Here is a 4,821-nt window from a genome sequence, read left to right as displayed (position 1 = left end):
GTACGGATCTGTGAGGGGTAAGGGGCACAATCCTCGAAGGAAAGGCCCCGCCTACTCGACCTCGTCTTTGCGACGTCCTTACGGATCTGAATGCGACCTTCATGCGTAAGGGATGGGTAGGTTTCCTTGGCAGCAATTAAGAAAAAAAGCCGCATTCCTTATATTAAGGAGTGCGGCGTTGGAAGGACACGATAGTTTAAATTTATCGATGCTCCGGAGAGCACCTGTGGATGCTTACTTGAAGTCCTCTCCCGTCAGATAATGGTAGAACGGTTTATCTACCCAGAAGGTGTAGTTGATGACCTCTATGTCCGGAGACAAATTCCGGAAGCCTTCCGCGATCGACTCGGAATCTTCCTGTAAAGTAAAGGATTGGGCGTAGTAATGTCCGTCTACAATTTTGTTATTCGCAATAATTTCGTAGTCGTCTATTTCCGTCAAGGAATAGTATAACGGCTGCCACCATGAATGGACGATTAAACCGGTTTGGTCTTCGCTATTCTTCTTGGCGTACTGCAGAATAACGGATTGGAAACGTTCCTTGTCCCCTGCGTTCTCGAATTCGAGCGATAGATCGTATTCCTTGGCGGAGAAGATATAGTTTCCGTTAGCGATTTGAGTCAGCTTATTCGTCTCGGATTCCTCGGGCTTCCCCCATTCAGCCAAGTGAATGAATGCGGAAGTTTTCGGTTCCAGCTGAACCTTGGCATTCAGCCCTTCGCTGCGGAGCAGCCCTACAAGTTGGAGGGCATGCTCGATATTCGAATGCCCGTATGTAAGGGACAGGGAATCAATGAAGTTCGGATCAAAGCGCGAATCCTTCAGATTATAGCCTGTAACGAGCCCGTTCTCCAAAGCGTTGTTGACGATTTGCTGCAGTGCCGGGGCTTCGATAATGTCCGAAGTCCGATATGCTTGTGCAAGCTTCCCGTAAATATCCGGGTCGTTCACTTCTCCGAGGTAATGCTTATATTGGCCCTTCAGAGCCAAAACTTTCCCCAGCAGTTCTTCCGTAAAAGCTTTGGTCGCCGGAGGATTGCCGGAGAAAATTCCGTAATAAGCGGGAGCAATGAGTCCATTGTCAACGGCTGCGGCAATTTCTTGTGCGGCCGAGAAATCGAAGGCGGCCGGATTTAACCCCAGCTTGGAGAGGGCTGCCTCTACTTTATCATTGGGATAGGTATAGGCCAGCTCCTTCAATCCTGCCGCTTTGACCGCGATGAAGGCGGCCTGGAGAACATCGAGTCTGCGGTCCGCATGGACCTCGGAAGCGGTCAGGATGCCTTGTTCATGAAGCGCCACCGAGGCAGCATAGGCAGGACTAGCGGCATCGAGATCGGTGAAAGGAAGCGGCGCGTTCTCCGAGGGCCGGATATTCAGAGCTTGGGCGACAGCTTGAATGAAGTCCCCTTTAGTGATGGAATCGCCTATTTCGATCTGGAATTTTTCCTTGAGAAAGAGAGCATAATTTTCCTGCGGGCTATGGATAGATAGCCGGGAAACCTGCGCTTGCGATACAGCCTCGCCGTGAGCCTGCTGTCCCGGGGCGGCAAACAGTACAGCCAAGGAAAGGGAGGCGGCTAGTATCGACTTGGAGAGTGAAGCTTTGATGGTGCTCATCATTAATTCCTCCTGACAAAAAGTTTATAAATCTTATTATTCCGATTAGAAATATAGGAATCATAGCCAAGATGATATCCAAAATTGGCGGTTGTGTCAATAGAAGCGATTTGGGATTGCATAATGGGATTATAAGAAATATAATGACATATAATATTAAGAATATTCGAAAAAAAGCGTTGAAGAGAAAGAGTAGTTGGACCCACTTCTTTGAACAGAGAGCTCCGGCAGCTGAGAAGGAGCAAAGAAGCATCCGGCGAATATGGTCTCTGAGCTGTGCATCGAACCCATCCGGCAGTAGGCTGCACCGGGAGCGCCCGTTATAGTGCTAGGGTATACGCACCTAAGTGCCGTACCTGAAGAGGTCCATGCTGTGAAGTATGGATGAATGCGGGTGGTAACACGTGAGATATAGGCTCTCGTCCCTTATTAGGGGACGGGAGTTTTTTTGAAATATATAGAAAGTATAAGTTTTCATCTATACCTGTTCTAATATTTCATCGGTAAACGCGCCCGTCCTAAGGACGGCGATAGCCGTTTATCCTTGTGGGGTTACTACAATATTCCAATATACTGGAGGTCATGATCATGAGTGTTTTTATTGGGGGCGCTTGGCCGTATGCTAACGGGTCGCTGCATTTGGGACATATTGCAAGCTTATTGCCGGGCGAAATACTGGCGCGCTATTACCGTCTAAGAGGGGAGGAGGTGCTCTATGTCTCCGGCAGTGACTGTCACGGAACACCCATATCGATCCGGGCTAACCAGGAGGGGGTTTCCCCCGAAGTCATTGCGGAGCGTTATCATAACGAGTTTGCCGACTGCTTCCGGAAACTTGGCTTTTCTTATGATCTATATACCCGGACGGATGAACCGTTCCACCATCACCTCGTCCAGCAGCTGTTTCTCCAACTATTGGACAATGGATATATTTACAAAAAGGCGATTGAGCAAACCTATTGCGAAGCCTGCTCCCGTTTTTTGCCGGACCGCTATGTAGAGGGACAGTGCCCTCATTGCGGCCAGCAGGCCCGCGGAGATCAATGCGATTATTGCTCTAATCTGCTGGACCCCGGCGATTTGCTTCATAAAAAGTGCAAGCTGTGCGGGAGCCCCCCTATTACTAGACAGGACGATCATTATTTTCTGGCTCTGTCCAAATTTCAACAGAAGCTGGAGGAATACCTAGGCGAGGCGACCGGATGGAGGGACAACGCGGTTCAATTGACTCGAAGATATTTGGACGAAGGACTTCATGACCGGGCGGCGACCCGAAATTTAACCTGGGGAGTAGATGTTCCTCTTGAAGGAGACAGCGATAAAAAAATATATGTCTGGATCGAAGCAGTCAGCGGATATCTGTCAGCCAGCATGAGGTGGGCGCAGGAAACCGGTGGGAGCTGGGAGAACTACTGGTCGGAGAAGACCATCGCCTATTATGTTCATGGCAAGGACAACATTCCGTTTCATACACTCATTCTTCCTGCCCTGCTTATAGGGGTGGGGCGCCATCTGCACTTGCCGGACAGAATCATTTCGAGCGAATATTTAACGCTGGAAGGGAAGAAGATCTCGACCAGCCGGAATTGGGCGGTATGGGTGACCGACATGATTCAGCGGTATGAACCGGATTCGCTGCGATATTTTCTGACGATTAATGGGCCGGAGAACCGGGATGCGGATTTTTCCTGGAGGGAATTCATATACAGCCACAACAGCGAGCTGCTGGGCGCTTTCGGCAACTTTGTAAACCGAAGCCTTAAGTTCATTGTCCAATTCTTCGATGGACGTATTCCGGCTGGCACTATGGAGATAAGCAAGAAGCCGGAGATCATGGAGCTGTATAACCAAGCGGGCCAAGCCATAGAAGCGGGCAAATTGAAGGATGCTCTGGAGATGATTTTCACTTTCATCCGCGGAGCCAACAAATTTTTCGACGAACGCAAGCCGTGGGTGCAAATTAAGGAAAACCGCCGGCATTGCGCGGATACTTTATTTACATGCGTGCAAATCATAGCGAACCTGGCGAATGTATTGGAGCCGTTCTTGCCCTTTACTTGTCGGAGAATCAGGGACTTTCTGTCCATCTCGCAGGCGGGATGGCAATATACGGAGATAGCCCCCGGCACAATTATCCGGTCATTGGAGGTGCTGTTTACAAGAATTGATGCTGCTGTAATAGAAGAGGAAATTGCCCGCCTGGGCAAGGGGTAACGGGAAGGGGAAAGGCGGCATCGGAAGAAGGAAGGGAAGGGGGCAAGCGGGAAGCCCCCCGAAGAACGTTCCCTACTTCGTGACTATGAATCTAACGATAGTTCCCTGGCCGACAATGCTTTCGATCTGCAGTCCTTGGCCGTAGATTTGCCTCAAACGCCGGTCCGTATTAGACAGGCCGATTCCCGAGCGGCCGCTCGAAGGCTCGAGAATATGCCGCAGACGCTCACTCTCAATACCGACCCCGTTATCTTCAACATGAAATCGGAATGTGGATAACTCAAGCCTGTGGATAACCCGTCATTGTCCGCGGAATCCCCGTTTCGATGCGGGTTTTGGGACTGGATTTTGAATCTTCTTGCTTTCAGACGGGAGTGCTAATCGCTTTTGGGCAAACCCAAAGAAGACCCTGATTTTACAGGTTCCAATTTCGTCATGTTGAGGCGATGAATCGATCCGTCATGCCACTGGCTGAACGAGTATGAACCGTTCAGCCAACGCTCTAAGCTTGTGTTGCATGGTGTCGACGATGCCAGCGAGCGTCGGATTCGGCGCAAGCCGGATATGCTGGTATCGGCCGGAACCGACCACATTGGCGGGCACCCGGATCACCGTCCGGCGAATCGTTTGGACTTCGCACCGGTTGAGCGATTCCGGCATCAGCGTCTGTTTGAACCAGACCATCACGTTGTAGGCGATGGCTTTGATCCAGCTGAACAGCAAGTTCCGGAGCAGGGAATGCTGGCTGTTCTGCTCCACCGCATAACCTTCTTTCAATTCATCGATGCGATTCTCGATGTTGGCCCGCTTGTTGTACGAGCGAAGCAGCGGCAAAGGCTTGAGTTCGGCATTCGTGACGATGGCTTGGAAGGAATAGGTCGTAAGCGCCATCGTCAATTGGTCATCGGTCGTACGCTCGGTTTCGTGGGCTTCCCGGTAGATGACGCAGCGCCGTGCTTTCTCCCAGTTGGTGAGGAGAATCGGGAT

Annotated in this window: 4 protein-coding genes and 1 other annotated feature; of the genes, 1 reads left to right on the top strand and 3 read right to left on the bottom strand. The window is 50.6% G+C overall.

The features are described 5' to 3' along the window. Window positions 1-234: 234 nt before the first annotated feature. Entirely contained in the window at window positions 235-1,623 is a 1,389-nt protein-coding gene (locus tag FS806_RS24970) for a hypothetical protein (RefSeq protein ID WP_144942036.1), read from the bottom strand. Window positions 1,624-1,790: 167 nt separating this feature from the next. Further along, window positions 1,791-2,050: a binding site (T-box leader), on the top strand. Between the two features lie 158 nt (window positions 2,051-2,208). On the opposite strand from FS806_RS24970, the gene metG reads away from it, so the two are divergent. Next, window positions 2,209-3,834: a methionine--tRNA ligase gene (gene metG / locus FS806_RS24965; protein ID WP_186328536.1), complete on the top strand. Its 1,626-nt coding sequence runs from the start codon at window positions 2,209-2,211 to the stop codon at window positions 3,832-3,834. A 72-nt stretch (window positions 3,835-3,906) separates the two neighbouring features. On the opposite strand, the gene FS806_RS24960 is transcribed toward metG, so the two are convergent. Further along, window positions 3,907-4,128 carry a sensor histidine kinase gene (locus FS806_RS24960; protein ID WP_144942038.1) on the bottom strand — a complete coding sequence of 74 codons (222 nt, stop codon included), beginning with the start codon at window positions 4,126-4,128 and terminating at the stop codon, window positions 3,907-3,909. A gap of 165 nt (window positions 4,129-4,293) precedes the next feature. After that, window positions 4,294-4,821: transposase (locus FS806_RS24955; protein ID WP_186328535.1), on the bottom strand; the 528-nt coding region annotated here is incomplete at its 5' end.

The organism is Paenibacillus sp. 32O-W (assembly GCF_007679495.1).
GTDB lineage: Bacteria > Bacillota > Bacilli > Paenibacillales > NBRC-103111 > Paenibacillus_L > Paenibacillus_L residui.
Note: the sequence above shows the minus strand (reverse complement) of the source record. Positions and strands in the feature narration are given on the sequence as shown.

What these genes read in the sequence shown, in the direction of transcription:
- FS806_RS24970 (WP_144942036.1), bottom strand. Translation starts at nt 1,623, where the DNA reads ATGATGAGCACCATCAAAGCTTCACTCTCCAAGTCGATACTAGCCGCC.
- metG (WP_186328536.1), top strand. Translation starts at nt 2,209, where the DNA reads ATGAGTGTTTTTATTGGGGGCGCTTGGCCGTATGCTAACGGGTCGCTG.